The sequence below is a fragment of the Bacillus sp. MYb78 genome (assembly GCF_002975115.1).
Taxonomy (GTDB): Bacteria; Bacillota; Bacilli; order Bacillales; family Bacillaceae_G; genus Bacillus_A; species Bacillus_A cereus.
On record NZ_PCOB01000001.1, the window covers coordinates 612,530 to 629,666 of the forward strand.

Genomic DNA, 17,137 nt, shown 5'->3' on the forward strand with positions numbered 1-17,137 from the left:
CTCACCTATTCTCCGTTAAACTGTTTCCCAAAATTAATACCCCGTGCTAACGTATTCGCCTTTTGAAGCGAAGCATGAGTTCCCGCATCAGTCCACCAGCCGCTCATTTCATTATAAGTAAGTACCCCTCGTTTTAAATACCAATTATTTATATCTGTAATTTCAAGTTCTCCCCGTGCAGAAGGTTTTAATTCTTTAATATAAGAAAAGACTTTCGAATCATACAAATAAATTCCCGTAACCGCATAAGAACTTTTCGGCTCTTTCGGCTTTTCTTCAATTTTAACTATTTTTCGGTTTTGAATATGTGCTACGCCAAATCTTTCGGGATCTTCTACAGATTGCAATAGCACTTTCGCACCTTCTTTTTGATTTGCAAACTCTTCAACATACGGAAGAATATCATCTGAAAAAATATTATCCCCTAATATAACTACCATACGATCATTCCCGACGAAATCTTCACAAAGCCCTAACGCCTGTGCAATACCGCCTGCTTTATCTTGCACACGATACGTAAAGGACACGCCAAATTCATGACCACTTCCTAAAAAGCTAACAACATCCCCCATATGCTCTTTACCTGTAATAATCATAATATCTGTAATATCACATTGTTTTAGCTTATATACCGCATGATAAATCATCGGATACCGACCAACAGGAAGTAAATGTTTATTCGTTACTTTCGTTATTGGATATAATCTAGATCCAGTACCACCTGCTAAAATAATTCCTTTCACTTTGCATCTCTCCTTTATGATGGAGATAATATATCTTTGTAATGTTCTACAAACACTTTCCGGTACTTCTCATATGTATCCGCATCAAACTCATCCCCGTTGTAATGAATACACCATAAATTTGCTTGATTTGGGATACCGATTAAATAACCAGCCCTTTGAAACTCTAAAGACTGTGACACATCATAAAAGTGAAACCCTTGAAACAAATCTTCTCGCCACGGAATATCATACTGCGTTGCCATGAATAAACCATCAATTGCCTGAACTGACAAAAATGGTTGATTACCATAAAAAACCTGATCTAAATTTAATAATTGATAATTCTGTCTTCTATACTCAATCACTTTCCCTACTAAATTTTTTCCTTCCCACCATATCCCGTTATTCGGTAAAAACTGAGCTCCAGCGACTCCTATTAAACCAAGCTTTTCATTTTCTTTAAAAAGAGATATAAGTGTAGAAAACATGTCTCGATTAATAAGATATGTATCTTGATGTATATACACTTTGTATTTCGCTGGATATGAAAGGGCTCGGTTGTATGCACTCGCCATACTTTGTGCATCTCGTATCGGAAAAATTTGTACGACATAACCAGGGGGAACAAAAATGTTTCTTATTTGGCTCTCACATTGTTTGAAAAGCTCCTCATTATTTACACAAACAACGACTAATATTGTATGGTCTTTCATTTTTGTCCCCCCTTTTATTCTTCCTTATTTATATCTGACATATAGTGTTCCACAAATATTTTTCGATACTTTTCATAGTTCGTCATATTCACATCAAAATGATAATGGATACACCAAGCATCGCGCTGTACAGGTACACCAACTGTATATCCTGCTTTTTTAAATTCAAACGATTGAGATACATCATAAAAATCAAATCCGTCAAATAAGTCTTCTCGCCACGGAACATCATATTGTGTCGCCATTAATAAACCATCAATACATTCTACAGGAATAAATGTTTTTGATTCATGATACGGTTGTTCTAAACTTGCCATATAAAACAAATCATTCATATAACCAATGACCTTTCCTACAATTCCACGCCCTTCGTTCCATACACCAGTTGGAGGAACATATTGCGCTCCAACCATCCCAATCATACCAAGATGTTCATGTTCCTCAAATAATTGAAGTAATCCGTATAAAAAGGCTCTATTTATAATAAAAACATCTTGATGTATATACACTTTATACTTTGCTGGATGCGAAATGGCTTGATTGTATCCACTCGTCATACTTTTCGCATTTCGAATCGGCATAAATTGGACAATATATCCTGGCGGTACTAACAATTGCAATATATGTCGCACGCAGTTTGCATACAATTTCCGATCATTTATACATGTAACAAATAATATTGTTTTGTCTGCAGCACTCATAATTGTGATTTTTCAGCTTCAATAATATACTGAAATACAACTGTCTCAGCCATGAAGCCACTTCCAAGACGATATTTTTTACAAATTCCATATAACTCCTCAATAAGCGGCTCATACATTTTATGATCAACATATACACGATCTACTTTACTAATTGAATATCCTGCTTTTAAAAACATTCTTAGCATTTCATTGAATGTAAAGAAACGAATATGTGTTTTATCTAATAAACCATATTCTGTATACGTCCAATTTCCAGCAAGCAAGGGAGCTAATACTGAAATATGAGCAACGTTTGGTATACTTGCTAAAATCACACCATTTTGCTTTATATATGGCTTTACTTTTTCTATTACAGCCCATGGATTAAATAAATGCTCTAATACATCCCCAAATATGACGCAATCAAATTGCCCCTCCTCATAAGGAAGATCTATTTTTTCTATATCCCCTAAAATAATATGATCTAGTCTTTCCTTCGCTTTTTCTGCCGCCTCTGGAAATGCCTCAATTCCTGATACACGTGTACCGTTTTCTTTAATAGCTGCTCCCAATGCACCGCTCGAGCAACCAATATCAAGAACTTCTTTCCATTCCTTTTTTATATGCTTTAATAAATTCGGATTCGCTGCATTATAATAATGCTCGGATTTTTCTTCATATAAAGAACTTTTTTCGCGACTCATTTCACACACTCCTTATGCAAATTGAATTAGAAATATAAATCTCATATGAATTCTATAAAGTGCAGATTTTGTTCATCCCCCACTGATTATTAGCCCACAAATAGTAGTATAAAACCTTTTATTTATATTGGTTACGTTACTGATACTCTAATATATAACCAATCTATTAGAGTTAGAATAACGATAAATCATTTCTAAAAAACGAAACCTATTACACTTTATATGGTTTATCAAAAACTCCCCGAAAATATTTACGGTTATATTCAATTGCAGCATTATTCGGAACATAAGAAGCTGCTAATTCATTGTAATAATACGCTTTATCCTGCTCCCCTAACCTGCTATAACAAATACACATTTGTAAATAGGGTAGCCATGTGTAGCTAGCTGGACTATGGAAAGGACTTTCCGTTGCCATTGGTACTTCCGTTGCAAGTTTAAACCAAAATATCGCTTCATTATATTTTTCTTGTTCCATATATATATATCCTATTCTTGTACAATTCTCTCCTCTAGGGACGCCATACCGAAACGACTTCACACAAGATTCGATTGCCTTCTCCCACATTCCGAGCTTTGCATAGCAATCTCCTAACTTACCACATGCATAAATTTTTTCTTCATACCATCCTTCGTCTTGATTAAGAAATGTTTCATATAGAAGAACTGCATCATCATATTTTTGGTTATCCGTAGATTCATTTGCGTAATAAAATAAATCTCTCGGACTCAATTCTTCTCCTGCCGCTACAGTATTTTGAAAAATTTTCAAATTACGATTTGTTACTTTTTTTTCTTTTTTATGTGTAATAGCAACATTACTACTAAAAACCTCACCAGAAATAGCTAAATACTCATGAACCTTTCCAAACCATTGGAATTGTTTTTCACGCTTTACAAGTCGATTTCTTTTTGTACAATATAAAGGTTTCCCGTTAGAATCCATCGCAAGATGATAAGGCATCGAAACAGCATCAATTTTAGGATCTAATTCTCTTTTTAAAAGTTTCAATGCTTCTTGAGCATCTTCTAATAATACGTCATCTGCATCTAGCCACAATATATACTCTTGCGTCGCTTTTGAAAAAGAAAAATTTCTTGCTGCTGCAAAATCATCAATCCACTGGAAATCATATATGTTAGAAGTGTATTTCTCTACGATTTCTTTCGTTCGATCGACGGAGCCTGTATCAACCACTATAATTTCATCCACAATTTTTTCAACTGTGTCTAAACAACGGGCTATTGTCTCCTCCTCATCTCGAACAATCATACATAGACTAATTGTAATTCCTTGCTTGTTCAACATAATCACCCTCTTCCAAATCAATCATATGTTATACATATACTAAACTTTCCATTTTTTTAAATTGTTCAAGTAGTTTAAGATTTCTTTTCAATAATTCAAATGTCCGTGTCATTTTCTTTCGGTTTTGCATCTACTATATAATGAACGCTTTATGGAGGTGAATTTATGTCAAATAATAATTATTCAAATGGATTAAATCCCGATGAATCTTTATCAGCTAGTGCATTTGACCCTAATCTTGTAGGACCTACATTACCACCGATACCACCGTTTACCCTTCCGACTGGGCCGACCGGGCCAACTGGACCGACTGGACCTACGGGGCCGACTGTACCTACCGGGCCAACTGGACCGACTGGGCCGACTGGGCCAACTGGACCGACTGGGCCGACTGGACCGACTGGACCGACTGGACCGACTGGTGACACTGGGACTACTGGACCTACGGGGCCGACTGGTGACACTGGGGCTACTGGACCTACGGGGCCGACTGGTGACACTGGGGCTACTGGACCTACGGGGCCGACTGGTGACACCGGGGCTACTGGACCTACGGGGCCGACTGGTGACACTGGAGCTACTGGACCTACGGGGCCGACTGGGGCTACTGGACCGACTGGACCGACTGGACCATCCGGACTAGGACTTCCAGCAGGATTGTATGCATTTAACTCCGCTGGAATTTCTTTAGATCTTGGACTTAATGCTCCAGTACCATTTAATACTGTTGGATCTCAGTTTGGTACAGCAATTTCTCAATTAGATGCTGATACTTTCGTTATTGCTGAAACTGGATTCTATAAAATCACTGTTATCGTATATACTGCGGCAATAAGTGTATTAGGGGGGCTTACAATCCAAGTAAATGGGGTATCTGTACCAGGTACTGGGGCTACTTTAATCTCAGTTGGAGCACCTATCGTTGTTCAAGCAATTACGCAAATTACGACAACTCCATCATTAGTTGAAGTAATCGTTACAGGACTTGGGCTATCATTAGCTCTTGGTACAAATGCATCTATTATTATTGAAAAAGTTGCTTAATTTTTTACTTAGCAGTAGAACTGTTATCAGTTTTACTGCTTTTTCAATTTTAAATTCAATCATGAAACATTCGCTATCTACATAATCATATTGTTGTATGACATTTTGCAGGAGGCACAAATATGGAAAGTAAATCTGCTGTTCAGCTTTATCTCGAATTGCTAAAGAAGACAATTTTATTTGAAATATGGTTGGAATATGAGGCATACTTACCCGCATCTCTACATATTTCGAAAGAACTAGAATTCGAACCAGTTACAGTCCCCCTCCCTTTATTCATTAAGCAATATGCTGAAAACCATAACTTAAAAATTGTAAAACCAAATGTTTCAAAAAGTGAACGTCATGATGGAATGGATTGGCCAAGAGCAGCACATAGCATGATTGGTCGAGAACGTATGAACCAATTACAAGAGGCAATGGAAACCGTTGTTCGTGAAAATATAGAAGGAGATTTTATTGAAACAGGTGTATGGCGCGGAGGATCATGCATTTTTATGAATGGTTTTTTACAAGCAAACAACATTACGAATCGTAATGTGTGGGTCGCAGATTCATTTGAAGGTTTGCCAGCACCGAATCTAGAACAATATCCAAAAGATTACGGTGATTATTTACACACATTCGATTACTTACGCGTCTCTTTGGAACAAGTACAAGAGAATTTTAAAAAATATGATTTACTAAATGATCAAGTAAAATTTTTAAAAGGCTGGTTTAAAGATACTTTACCAACAGCACCAATTGAAAAAATAGCAATTGCACGGCTTGATGGTGATATGTACGAATCCACAATGGATGGTCTCGTGAACTTATATGATAAAGTTTCTAAAGGTGGCTATATAATTATCGATGACTACGGGCTACCACCATGCGCTGAGGCTGTGACAGACTTTAGAAAGCAACGAAATTTAAAAGCCCCTATTACTAAAATTGATGTATTTGGCGTTTATTGGAGAAAAGAATAAAAAAGATTTAATCTATAGGAGATCCCATTTTCACTCATCCTTCTCTCACTTCTAATCCAACAAAATATTTTTTTCGGAATCTCCTTACATATAACAATTGTTTTCCTGTGTTCTCTCACTACAAATTGAAAATTTCATTAATAGAGTTACTGCATATTCTCACATAAGAAAGGGGTATACTCATGAGCGAACTTAACAAAGAAATGACTTTACTCCCCCCTCCTGAACTCGTCCAATATGTAGGTGGCGACTTCAAAAAGGTTGGAAAAGAGTTCCTAAAGCATTTTATTCAAATTGGCGCTTTAAAATCAAATGAAAAAGTATTAGATGTAGGCTGCGGCGTCGGCCGAATGGCTGTACCATTAATGAATTACTTAAATGATGATGGAGCGTATTATGGATTTGATTTGTTTAAAGATGGAATTATTTGGTGTCAAAATAACATTTCAACTATGCGTAATAATTTTCACTTTGAACATGTTGACATATACAATCAATTCTATAATCCAGAAGGAAAAGAAGATGCCTCTCAATATCGTTTTCCCTATGAAGACGGAACATTCGATTTTATCTTTTTAACTTCTGTATTTACGCATCTTCTCCCAAAAGAATTAGAACATTACGTATCTGAAATTGTACGTGTATTAAAAAAAGATGGGAGATGTTTCATTACATTCTTTCTAATAAATCCTGAATCGTCCTATTATTTAAATGCAGGACAAAGTACATTAGGTTTTTATCATCGAATTGAAAATTGCTACGTTGTGAATAAAGATATTCCGAATTTTGCAGTTGCTTATCCTGAGACAGATATTTGCAATCTATTGAATAAGTACGGCCTAGAAATAATTAATAAGCCGCATTACGGTTTATGGTGCGGCAGAAATGAATATACAAGTTACCAAGATATTGTTCTTACAAAAAAAAGCTTCTGAAAGGAAGTTATGTATGATGAATGAAAAAAATCCACCTCTCGTTTCCATCCTTATTCCCACTTATAATCGGCCTCATTATTTTAAAATCGCTCTAGAAAGTGCATTGGCACAAACTTATTCAAATATTGAAATCATCATCGGAGATGACAGCACAAATGATGAAACAGAAACTTTAATACGCGAACAATACTTACCAAATTATAAAAATATAACATACATTCGAAATATCCCTACTCTAGGACAATTTCACAATGACCTTATGCTCATAGAAAAATCAAATGGTGAGTATATAAATTTTTTAATGGACGATGACGTGTTTTATAAGCATAAAATACAAAAAATGATGGCCTATTTTGAGCAAGATCCCAATAAAAATCTTGCTCTTGTTACTTCTTATCGAGTACGTATTGATGATCATGGAAATCTAATCGGTGATTCCCATCCAACACAAAGGTTATATAGTGAAGACACTCCATTAAACGGGATATTTTTAGGTAATTGGATGTTAAAAGGTGGGCACAACATTATCGGTGAGCCTACAACTACTTTGTTCCGAAAAGAATTGCTCACTGATCCTTTTGGTACCCTTAAAGAGCGACAATATTCTTGTAGTGTTGATATGGCCTCATGGATTTCTTTACTTTCTAAAGGAAATGCAATATACATTTCTGAGCCTTTAAGTCAATTTCGCTACCATGCTGGACAACAAATACACAATAAGCTCCTTCAAGGTTGTGAAGATTTCACACACCTCGTTATAACAGCAAAAGAATATGGCTTTTTACAAAATACTACGGACTATAGAGCAGCTCTACTTAGTGCTTACCAATGGTGTAAAAGTTCCTTAAAATACTATCTTCATCAATTAGATATTTTTCCTGACGCACATGTACGTCTTTCCCATTGTTTGGATATAATTATTAAAGAGTTAAACAATTAAACTACTCTGCAAAATCAAAAGTGTATGGACTATATGTGAATCATTCTTATAGTTCATACATTCTTTCTCATACTATAAAATCCATTACTATAAAGAGCAGTAGAAAGGAATACCTACATTGAAAGATCCAAATTCTCAATATCAAATAGACTACGTATTACTATTTATTTTATTTGCCATTGGGATTGTTAGTTGTTGTGCTATTGCAAGTGCGCAAGCCTCTTTACCACCATTTTTACAAAACGTCAATTTTGTACTAAAGCAAATCCAATGGTACTTCATTGGATTTATAGCCATTGGTGTTATTATGATTATCGATTTCGATCGTTATCAAAAAATTGCTTGGTATTTGTATAGCTTTGCAATGGTACTACTTATTGGACTAGAACTTCAAGTACCAGGTGCCGTTACAATTAAAGGCGCTACTGCTTGGTACAGGCTCCCAGGCATCGGAAATTTTCAGCCTTCTGAAATTATGAAATTGTTTTTAATTATCGTCATTGGAAGAATTATAGCAAATCATAATGAGAAATATTTTTCCCGAACAATGCGTGACGATTTTTTATTACTTGGAAAAATATTTGCGACAAGTTTGCCACCACTACTACTTATTGCAAAAGAACCAGATTTAGGAAACACAATGGTCATTTCAGCGATGCTTGCAGCAATGATACTAGTTTCTGGCATACGATGGCGTTTTATTTTCGGATTAGTTTCAGGTACTTTCGTCGCTGGATCTACATTAATATATATTTTTTTTACTCACACAGATTTCTTTAAAGCACACATTTTAAAAGAATATCAACTAAATCGCTTCTACGGATGGTTAGCACCTTACAAATATGATGCACAAGGCTATCAATTAAGACAAGCATTCTTAGCGACTGGATCCGGAGAAATGCAAGGAAAAGGGTGGGAAAATGGACAAGTATATTTTCCAGAACCACATACAGATTTTATTTTCACTAATGTCGCTGAACAATTTGGATTTCTAGGCGCAAGTGTCATTATTTCACTTTTTTTCTTACTCATTTTTCGAATGATTCATATCGCTTTAGAAAGTAATGACCCTTTCGGTAGTTACATTTGCGCTGGTACAATCGGAATGTTTACTTTCCAAGTATTCCAAAATATCGGGATGACAATCGGATTACTTCCCATTACAGGGATAACATTACCTCTTATGAGCTACGGAGGAAGTTCACTACTTACATACATGATTGCGATTGGATTCATTTTAAATGTTCGCTCAAGAACGAAAATCTTTATGTTTAAATGAACAACAAAAAAACGCTATATTTTTATCTCTATCCTTTTTTAGATATACTAATGAAAAATACGATGGAGGTTTAAATATGAAATATGACATTATAGGAGATATTCATGGATGCTTCCAAGAGTTTCAAAATTTAACAGAGAAGCTAGGATATAACTGGAGTAGCGGTCTACCGGTTCACCCTGACCAACGTAAACTTGCATTCGTTGGCGATATTACAGACCGTGGTCCTCATTCATTACGTATGATCGAAATTGTATGGGAACTTGTCATACATAAAAAAGAAGCTTATTACGCTCCTGGAAATCACTGTAATAAACTATATCGATTTTTCCTTGGACGTAATGTAACAGTCGCTCACGGACTTGAAACAACTGTTGCTGAATATGAAGCACTTCCTTCTCGTAAGCAAAACATTATAAAAGAAAAGTTTACCACTCTTTATGAACAATCACCGCTCTACCACATACTAGATGAAAAAAGAGTAATCGTATGTCACGCTGGGATTCGGCAAGATTACATAGGAAGACGAGATAAAAAAGTACAAACCTTTGTATTATATGGCGATATTACAGGAGAAAAGCATGCCGATGGCTCACCTGTCCGTCGTGATTGGGCGCAAGAATACAAGGGGCAAGCTTGGATTGTATATGGACATACACCAGTAGCAGAACCTCGATTCGTCAATCAGACAGTCAATATTGATACTGGTGCTGTATTTGGTGGCAAATTAACCGGATTACGTTATCCTGAAATGGAGACTATCTCTGTCCCTTCTTCGTTACCTTTTGTCGCTGAGAAATTCCGTCCAATTTCATAACTACCTTACTTAGCATTATTTAGGCAGATTTCATATAAAACTGGGTAAAGTAATTAAAAAAAGATGCAATAAAGTGCATCTTTTTTTAATTACCCTACATATAATGTCGCAGGAGGTGACAGAATGAAGAAAAAATCTTCTAAACAAAAAAGAAAATTCCCCCCTTTATATCTGCCCATGTACGGAATTAACAACTGGTGTAGTATTCGAGCTGCAGCGATAGAAGAACTGGAAGAACAAGAGTCATCAAAAAAAAGCAAAGTAAAACCAACATATGTCTCTTTAGAAAATGCTGTGATGAGCCGCATAATCGATCGTAAAAAAATAAAGATGCAACAAAAAAATAAACAGCTCTCAAATCAAGATGAACAGGTACTACATTCTAACCAAACAGAAGAAAAGGCGGAAGAAAATATTTCTGTAGCAATAAATAAAAAAGTGGTACCAGAAATTCCAGCTGCTATTATAAACAAAGTAAAAAAAATAAAAGAAGCATTAGCTTCATCGAATGATATACAAACTGAAAAACCACTCATAATTGAGACACCTACACCTGAAAATACAAAAGTTAAAAGGGGCGGCCGATATGCATATGCGGAGGGGCTTCACTCTCATGCGGAAGGCATGGCAGCACATGCGGAAGGCTTATTAACGCACGCAAAAGGTTCTTTCTCTCATGCAGAAGGATCAAACTCAAAAGCAACTGGACATAGTTCGCATAGTGAGGGAAGTGAAACGACAGCAGGCGGTGCTTATTCTCATGCAGAGGGTAAACAGACGACTGCTTTAGGCGAAGCAGCACACGCAGAAGGAACCGCAACTATCGCTAACGGCTCCTCTTCTCATGCGGAAGGTCATCATACATCAACAGCTCATTTTGCAGGTAGCCATATTATGGGGCGCTTCGGCACTGCAGAAGAAGCTTATTCTTGGTTTATTGCAAATGGTGTAAACGACACCGACCATAATATCGGTGCTAAATGGCTTGCACATAATGGAGAAATGTACATTGAGGGCGCGTCTTACAATGCAAGCGGAACGGATTTTGCGCAAATGTTTGAAACAGAAGGTCATAAACCTATTGATGTCGGTTATTTCGTTACATTTAGTAGCGAAGAAAAAATTCGGGTAGCTACTTCACACGATTCGTTCATTTTAGGAATATCTAGTGCAACCCCTGCACTTATAGGAAATAGCGGGGCTTTAAGTTGGCAAAAACGCTATAAAACAGATAACTTTGGGAAACGCCAATATGTATGGACGGAAACAGAAGAAATACAACCTCTTTTAAATACAGAATGGGATCCAGCTTGCAAATATGTAGCAAGAAAAGATCGCGCCGAGTGGCTTCCTGTCGGATTAATTGGGCAAATGTTAGTACGTGATGACAGCACTTGCGAAACTCATGGATATTGTCGTCCAAATGACAATGGCATTGCTACAAAAGCCGAAAGTGGATTTTTCGTTATAAAGCGTACGGGTGAAAACCAAATTTTAATATTATTCCGCTAAGAAAAAAGGGAACAAAATTCTTTATAATATAAGAATTTTGTTCCCTTTTTAAGCATTCCTAAGTAGCTCTTGCATATCGCTTGGAATTTTTATAGTGAAAGACATTTCTTTCTCTAAAATAGGATGATAAAACGTCAAAGATTTACTATGAAGTGCTTGCCGTTTCATTTCATCCCTTCTTCCTCCATATAAGTTATCACCAAGTAATGGATGTCCTATATGAGCCATATGCACACGAATTTGATGCGTTCTTCCTGTCTCAAGCTCCAGCGCTACATGTGTCTTATCATATGTACTATCAATTACTTTAAAATGAGTAACCGCCCTTTGTCCATCCTCACAAACCGTTCGCTCAATAATGCTATCAGATTTCCGACCAATTGGTGCATCAATCATTCCTTCTCGTTCTACCATCTCACCGTGAACAATTGCTTCATAAGTTCGTTTCACAGCTTTTTGTTGATGCTGCTTAGATAAAAGATGATGCACGAAACGATTTTTTGCAATAAGCATAAGCCCTGAAGTATCACGATCTAACCGTGTTACAATGTGTACTGTACTTGCCAGATGCTGCTTATCATAATGAGATAAAATCGCATTGGCAACACTCCCTGTCGGATGTTCTCTAGATGGAATCGTTGACATGTTCGCCTCTTTATCAATGATAAGAACCGCATCATCTTCATATACAATGCATAAAGGGATATCTTCTGCCATCATCCCTTCACTTCTTTCCTCCACTGGAAAAAAGACACTTAATTCTTCACCAGCGCGCAACTGATGACGAACACTCGCATGTTGACTATTTACTTCAATTGCCCCGCCGTGAAACTTTATATCCGTTAAAGCGGCTTTAGAAATACCTTTCGTTTTCAAAAATTCCCTAACTAAAGTTCCCTCTTCAGCCAGCCCTATATCCCATTTCAATGTAAATCTGTTCAAATATATAACCCTTTCTATTTATCTGCAACAAACGAGTCACGAACTCGTTTCCAGAACGGGAACGGGCGGAAACGAACAAATCGTACTTTCTCGTTTGCTACGCGATACTGGATTGATTTCACATCTTGATGGACCATTGTTAAATGATCCACTGTAATTTGTAAGTTCATTCCTGCAGCCGGCTTTAACACACATGTATGATGCTTCGGCAATACGAGTGGCGATCCTACAGTACGAAACACACGATTGTTAATGGACGCCATTTCTGCAATTTGAATCGCTTCAATAGATGGGTGAATAATTGCTCCGCCAAGCGCTTTATTATACGCAGTACTTCCTGAAGGAGTAGAAATACAAAGGCCGTCCCCGCGGAATGTTTCAAAATATTCTCCGCGTATTTCTACTTCTGTTACTAATGTACCTTCTGCACTTTTTACAGTCGCCTCATTCATCGCTAAATACTGTGACTCTTTACTTCCATTCACATAGCGAATAATAACTTCTAAAAGCGGATATTCCACCACTTGGAATGGTGTTTTTGCAATCGCAATTACTAATTTCTCTACTTCTGTCGGTAACCAATCTGCATAGAAACCTAAATGTCCTGTATGTACACCAACAAATGCTGTTTCATCCAATCGATTATAATAACGATGAAACGCATACAAAAGCGTTCCATCTCCCCCAACAGAAATTACAATATCGGGTTCCTTTTCATCCATTATAAATCCAAAATCTAGCAAGTACTCTTTCATCGTGCTTGCCAGTGTATCTGATGATTGATCTCCCTTTGACATAATTGTAAATTTCATCGCCCAACACCCTTTAGTTTATGATTCGGAATCTTTCGTTTCTTGCTTTCTTGAAAAAGCCTTTTGCGCTTCTTGAATTTCAAGACGAATAGAAGACATTTCTTCATCTAATAAAAACGCCGCTTCAGCTGCACGTTGCAAGCGTATTTTAATATCTTCAGGAAAACGTCCACTATATTTATAATTTAAAGAATGCTCAATTGTTGCCCAAAAGTTCATTGCTAGCGTGCGTATTTGGATTTCTACCAATACTTTTTGTTCACCCTGAATCGTTTGAACAGGATAACTAATGACAACATGATAAGAACGATAACCGCTATCTTTCTTTTGCGTAACATAATCACGTTCTTCCACAATTTCAAAGTCATTTCGTTTTCGAAGATATTCTACAACAGGCTTAATCTCATCAACAAATTGACACATCATTCTAAGCCCAGCAATATCCTGCATATCTTCTCTCAATCGGTCTAGCGGTACATTTCTCTTCTCCGCTTTATCAATAATACTTGCAACCGACTTTACCCTTCCTGTTACAAACTCAATTGGAGAATGCTCTGTTAACATTGCAAATTGAGTACGCATTCCTTTTAGTTTCACTTTCAGCTCTGCCACCGCTTGGTGGTAAGGTGCTAAAAATTCTTCCCAATTTCGATTCATTTCAACCACCACCAAAATCAATCCATTTGCTTATAGAAATACTTTTTCTACAGCAGTTACTAATTCTTCTCCGTAATTTGCATTACCTTCAATATTTTCAACTAAATATTCTACTTCTTCTTTTAATCCTTCTAATTCCATTTCAATGTCATTCACGCTAACGAACATAACCACATCGTTATTCATCGCTTCATGCATTGCTTCCCAGCATGTGTGCGGAATACTTACATAAATGAAAGATGATTCATTTTCTAAGATATATAAAAATGATAAATTGTCTGAGTCTACAAGTACGTGATTACGTGCACTTAACTCCTTTACCTCTATTTCACTATTTTCCGCACAAAAAATAAGAGCATTCTCTCTCTTTTCTACGCTCTTAACTTGGATTTTATTTTGCATGCTCTAACTCCTCCATCTCAACTTCCTGTCTTACTTAACAGTATTATTGTATCATAACATGGACGCAAACAAATAAAACATTGAACCAAATTTATGAAAAAGCGATAATGTGTAAAGAATTATTTTTCAAAAGGAGATTATACAATGACACAAGAAATTGAAATTGAATTCAAAAATATCGTTACAAAAGAAGAATTCGATACATTATGTAAATCGTTTTCTATTGAAGCATTTACAAAACAAGTGAATCACTACTTTGAAACACCTGACTTCTCGTTAAAAGAAGCTGGCTCTGCACTTCGTATTCGTCATAAAGGAGAAACTTATACGTTAACGTTGAAACAACCTGCAGAAATCGGTTTATTAGAAACGCATCAAGTCGTAACAGAAGACGAAGCAAAAATGATGATGGAATCAAACACAATCATTCAAGGAGCAGTAGTAGATCAATTACACAAATTACAAATTCCTGTTTCTGCTTTAACATATATGGGTAGTTTAACAACAGAAAGAGCAGAAACATTATTTAAAGGCGGAACGCTTGTCTTTGATCATAGTTTCTATTACAATCACGATGATTATGAAATTGAATTTGAAGTACAAGATGAAGAAACAGGAAAAGCCGCATTTATTCATTTATTAACGCAACATAACATACCTGTTCGCCATACAAATAACAAAGTAAAACGCTTTTTCCTTGCCAAACAAAACAAAGCACGCTAAAGTGAAAATTCCACTAGTGAATATGTTTCACTAGTGGATACATCTCACTAAAAAAGTTTACACCCGTAGAATAAGCAAAGAATCTTTGAGAAGGCTGTTTATTTGCCCTCTCGAACATTCCATTGCTACAATAGATATACATTTCATGGAAAAAGGAGTTTATAAAGGATGAGCAAGCAACCGATGACACCATTTGAAGCAATTGGCGGTGAACAATGCATTGCAATATTAGTAGATACATTTTATTCCTATGTCAGTAAACACCCTGACTTATCTCCCATCTTCCCGGAAGATTTAACAGAAACCGCTAGGAAGCAGAAGCAATTTTTAACACAATATTTAGGTGGTCCTAATTTGTACACTGAAGAACATGGTCATCCTATGTTAAGAGCACGCCATCTTCCGTTTGAGATTACTCCAAAACGAGCAGAGGCTTGGCTATCATGCATGGAGCAAGCAATGGATGATACTGGAGTGCATGGTCATATAAGAGAGTTTGTCTTTGAACGTTTAGCATTAACCGCTCAGCATATGGTTAATACTCCAAACGAAACAGGTGAAGTGTAATGGATAAGCAGGAAGCAAAGCATATAAATATGCCATCTCCTTCCGCATGTGAGCATAAGTCTGTAGAAGCATATTTATTTATTGATCCACTTTGTAAAGATTGCTGGGAAATTGAGCCTTTTATTATTAAACTATGGCTTGAATACGGGAAATACTTCTCTATTCGTCATATCGTAACAGGAAAAGTGGATGGAACGAACGCTTCCTCACACAAATGGAATAAACCTGCTAATATTCGATTTGTGTGGGAAAAGACAACAAGTTTACAAGGTTTTTCATGCGATGGAAAGGTACATATGCAAGAAGCATCGTCAACACCATATTTAGTTTCGATGGCAATTAAGGCAGCGGAGTTGCAAGGCCGAAAAGCAGGTTCGAAGTTTTTGCGAAAACTCCAAGAATACATTTTCCTTGAAAATGTATCAAGCCCTGACTGCGAACTATTACTTGCATGTGCGAAAGATAGCAATATTGATGTAGAAGAATTTAAAAAAGATCTACATTCTGCTAGTGCAAAAAAAGCTTTCCAATGTGACTTGAAATTCACGAATGAAATGCATATTACAGAAATACCCTCCCTCGTCTTTTTTCATGCGAACTCAGATGAAGAAGGTATTAAAATCGCTGGAAATTATTCCTACGATGTATACGTACAATTATTGAAAGAACTTGTAAAATGTGAAATTGAGCCAGAACCATTACCACCTTTAGAAGTGCTACTAGAAGCAACACAATTTATATCTTCAAAAGAAGTAGCATTTATTTATGACTGTTCGCAACAAGAAATTGAGCGCGAACTTAAAAAATTACAACTGAAACGAAAAGTACAAATGATAGAAGTAAAATGCCAACGTTATTGGAAATGGATAGCAAAAGAAAAAGACCTGGTGTAAACACCAGGTCTTCTTCTTTACGGCTTATAAAAATATTAAAGGGGATGGGAGAAATTTTCACGTTCAAACAAAGGGGTATATGTTTGTATGTGAATTCGTTCACGCTTATTATATTACAAGATTCGACGTCAGATGACAACCCCTTTTGTCGAATTTCACACTTTTGTCACATTCTAAACGTTTTCATTTTTGAATAAGCTATAAAAAAGGTCATTTAGGGGGTTTATTTATGAAAAAATCTTATATTGCTCTTCTCTTTCTAGCTATCATCGTTTCTTTTTTCTTGTACATCCTCTCTCTACTACAAGCTTTCCCTAAAATTATTGCCTTACCTCTTTTATTCGTAATCATTGTTATCACTCTCTCTTATTTCAATCATAAAAAACGATTCAAAGGGTTTTAATTTCAAAAATCAGCCGTAAAACTATCCTTTCAGTTAGAAAAAACAAAGAAATCTATCTTGTTTTTTCGACATATATCGACATTTAATCTATTCAAAAAAAGACGAGGAT

At 36.2% G+C, this 17,137-nt stretch carries 20 protein-coding genes; 11 read left to right on the top strand and 9 right to left on the bottom strand.

Translation table 11 applies throughout. The features are described from left to right. Window positions 1-5: 5 nt before the first annotated feature. From CQ064_RS03335 to CQ064_RS03355, 5 genes are all read right to left on the bottom strand, one after another. Complete coding sequence (locus tag CQ064_RS03335) at window positions 6-743, bottom strand: sugar phosphate nucleotidyltransferase (protein WP_000676162.1); 738 nt, start codon at window positions 741-743, stop codon at window positions 6-8. Between the two features lie 14 nt (window positions 744-757). Beyond that, complete coding sequence (locus tag CQ064_RS03340; RefSeq protein ID WP_000651524.1) at window positions 758-1,438, bottom strand: glycosyltransferase family protein; 681 nt, start codon at window positions 1,436-1,438, stop codon at window positions 758-760. A 14-nt stretch (window positions 1,439-1,452) separates the two neighbouring features. Then, window positions 1,453-2,139, bottom strand: coding sequence for a glycosyltransferase family protein (locus CQ064_RS03345; RefSeq protein WP_001271180.1), 687 nt, complete (start codon window positions 2,137-2,139; stop codon window positions 1,453-1,455). Beyond that, complete coding sequence (locus CQ064_RS03350) at window positions 2,136-2,825, bottom strand: class I SAM-dependent methyltransferase (protein ID WP_000085804.1); 690 nt, start codon at window positions 2,823-2,825, stop codon at window positions 2,136-2,138. The genes CQ064_RS03345 and CQ064_RS03350 overlap by 4 nt, the downstream gene beginning before the upstream one ends. A gap of 211 nt (window positions 2,826-3,036) precedes the next feature. Continuing rightward, window positions 3,037-4,134 (bottom strand): glycosyltransferase, encoded by a 1,098-nt coding sequence (locus tag CQ064_RS03355; RefSeq protein ID WP_000932908.1) that lies wholly within the window; start codon window positions 4,132-4,134, stop codon window positions 3,037-3,039. 165 nt (window positions 4,135-4,299) lie between these two features. Between CQ064_RS03355 and CQ064_RS03360 the strand changes: the two genes are divergently transcribed. The 7 genes from CQ064_RS03360 (at window position 4,300) to CQ064_RS03390 (ending at window position 11,629) form a co-directional block, all read left to right on the top strand. Beyond that, entirely contained in the window at window positions 4,300-5,178 is an 879-nt protein-coding gene (locus tag CQ064_RS03360; protein ID WP_000069732.1) for a BclA C-terminal domain-containing protein, read from the top strand. A 122-nt stretch (window positions 5,179-5,300) separates the two neighbouring features. Next, window positions 5,301-6,146, top strand: coding sequence for a TylF/MycF family methyltransferase (locus CQ064_RS03365; protein ID WP_000444385.1), 846 nt, complete (start codon window positions 5,301-5,303; stop codon window positions 6,144-6,146). Window positions 6,147-6,328: 182 nt separating this feature from the next. After that, window positions 6,329-7,081, top strand: a complete 753-nt coding sequence (locus CQ064_RS03370; RefSeq protein WP_001292840.1) for a class I SAM-dependent methyltransferase — start codon at window positions 6,329-6,331, stop codon at window positions 7,079-7,081. Window positions 7,082-7,094: 13 nt separating this feature from the next. Further along, on the top strand, window positions 7,095-8,021 hold the full coding sequence (locus CQ064_RS03375; RefSeq protein WP_003269828.1) for a glycosyltransferase family 2 protein: 927 nt from the start codon (window positions 7,095-7,097) through the stop codon (window positions 8,019-8,021). 118 nt (window positions 8,022-8,139) lie between these two features. After that, window positions 8,140-9,300, top strand: coding sequence for an FtsW/RodA/SpoVE family cell cycle protein (locus CQ064_RS03380; protein ID WP_000654703.1), 1,161 nt, complete (start codon window positions 8,140-8,142; stop codon window positions 9,298-9,300). Window positions 9,301-9,376: 76 nt separating this feature from the next. Then, window positions 9,377-10,117, top strand: a complete 741-nt coding sequence (prpE, locus tag CQ064_RS03385; RefSeq protein ID WP_000872701.1) for a bis(5'-nucleosyl)-tetraphosphatase PrpE — start codon at window positions 9,377-9,379, stop codon at window positions 10,115-10,117. A gap of 123 nt (window positions 10,118-10,240) precedes the next feature. Continuing rightward, window positions 10,241-11,629 carry a peptidase G2 autoproteolytic cleavage domain-containing protein gene (locus CQ064_RS03390; protein WP_000730511.1) on the top strand — a complete coding sequence of 463 codons (1,389 nt, stop codon included), beginning with the start codon at window positions 10,241-10,243 and terminating at the stop codon, window positions 11,627-11,629. A gap of 48 nt (window positions 11,630-11,677) precedes the next feature. On the opposite strand, the gene CQ064_RS03395 is transcribed toward CQ064_RS03390, so the two are convergent. The 4 genes from CQ064_RS03395 to CQ064_RS03410 are packed head-to-tail and all read right to left on the bottom strand — an operon-like array spanning window position 11,678 to window position 14,442. Then, the gene (locus CQ064_RS03395) at window positions 11,678-12,571 is read right to left on the bottom strand and encodes an RluA family pseudouridine synthase (RefSeq protein ID WP_001079126.1); all 894 of its coding nucleotides are present in this window, start codon (window positions 12,569-12,571) and stop codon (window positions 11,678-11,680) included. A gap of 14 nt (window positions 12,572-12,585) precedes the next feature. Next, entirely contained in the window at window positions 12,586-13,383 is a 798-nt protein-coding gene (locus CQ064_RS03400; protein WP_000673190.1) for an NAD kinase, read from the bottom strand. Window positions 13,384-13,401: 18 nt separating this feature from the next. Next, window positions 13,402-14,040 (bottom strand): GTP diphosphokinase, encoded by a 639-nt coding sequence (gene yjbM / locus CQ064_RS03405; RefSeq protein WP_001081482.1) that lies wholly within the window; start codon window positions 14,038-14,040, stop codon window positions 13,402-13,404. A gap of 30 nt (window positions 14,041-14,070) precedes the next feature. After that, the gene (locus CQ064_RS03410; protein ID WP_001180005.1) at window positions 14,071-14,442 is read right to left on the bottom strand and encodes a UPF0738 family protein; all 372 of its coding nucleotides are present in this window, start codon (window positions 14,440-14,442) and stop codon (window positions 14,071-14,073) included. Window positions 14,443-14,586: 144 nt separating this feature from the next. Here CQ064_RS03410 and CQ064_RS03415 point away from each other — a divergent pair, with 144 nt between their 5' ends. The 4 genes from CQ064_RS03415 (at window position 14,587) to CQ064_RS33320 (ending at window position 17,028) form a co-directional block, all read left to right on the top strand. Then, window positions 14,587-15,165 (top strand): CYTH domain-containing protein, encoded by a 579-nt coding sequence (locus CQ064_RS03415; RefSeq protein WP_000191118.1) that lies wholly within the window; start codon window positions 14,587-14,589, stop codon window positions 15,163-15,165. 168 nt (window positions 15,166-15,333) lie between these two features. Further along, window positions 15,334-15,732: a globin domain-containing protein gene (locus tag CQ064_RS03420; protein ID WP_000043386.1), complete on the top strand. Its 399-nt coding sequence runs from the start codon at window positions 15,334-15,336 to the stop codon at window positions 15,730-15,732. Continuing rightward, the gene (locus CQ064_RS03425; RefSeq protein WP_000360658.1) at window positions 15,732-16,625 is read left to right on the top strand and encodes a ClpXP adapter SpxH family protein; all 894 of its coding nucleotides are present in this window, start codon (window positions 15,732-15,734) and stop codon (window positions 16,623-16,625) included. The genes CQ064_RS03420 and CQ064_RS03425 overlap by 1 nt, the downstream gene beginning before the upstream one ends. A gap of 229 nt (window positions 16,626-16,854) precedes the next feature. Next, window positions 16,855-17,028 carry a hypothetical protein gene (locus CQ064_RS33320; RefSeq protein ID WP_000750351.1) on the top strand — a complete coding sequence of 58 codons (174 nt, stop codon included), beginning with the start codon at window positions 16,855-16,857 and terminating at the stop codon, window positions 17,026-17,028. The last annotated feature ends 109 nt before the right edge of the window (window positions 17,029-17,137 follow it).